Origin of the sequence: Pseudomonas viridiflava (genome assembly GCF_900602065.1) — a bacterium.
GTDB lineage: Bacteria > Pseudomonadota > Gammaproteobacteria > Pseudomonadales > Pseudomonadaceae > Aquipseudomonas.
Window position 1 is genome coordinate 1 of the sequence record NZ_UWFN01000027.1, and the last position, 285, is coordinate 285.

At 66.7% G+C, this 285-nt stretch carries 2 pseudogenes; one reads left to right on the plus strand and one right to left on the minus strand.

The annotated features are described in order from the left end of the window. Positions 1-92 precede the first annotated feature (92 nt). Positions 93-173: pseudogene (locus tag EE949_RS29715) on the plus strand (cobaltochelatase subunit CobN); the annotation flags it as partial. A 33-nt stretch (positions 174-206) separates the two neighbouring features. On the opposite strand, the pseudogene EE949_RS29720 reads toward EE949_RS29715, so the two are convergent. Beyond that, a pseudogene (locus EE949_RS29720) lies at positions 207-284 on the minus strand (response regulator); the annotation flags it as partial. Position 285 lies beyond the last annotated feature (1 nt).

Consider the following 285-nt stretch of genomic DNA (forward strand, 5'->3'; position numbering starts at 1 on the left):
TCCTTGGTTTTGCCTGCCGCGAGCTTGTGCCGAACCTGGCCCGCGCGACCGACGAAATCAATAATTTGTTGAATGGCCTGTCGGGCCGCTACGTGCCGGCCGGCCCGAGCGGCTCGCCGACGCGGGGCATGGCACAGATTCTGCCGACCGGCCGCAATTTCTATTCGGTCGATCCGCGCAGTGTGCCGTCGCAGTCGGCGTGGCGGGTCGGCCAGCAGCTCGCGCGCGTCGTTGTCGTCATCGACGATCAGCACGCGTTGTGGCGCATCGCGGTCAGGCTCCAGC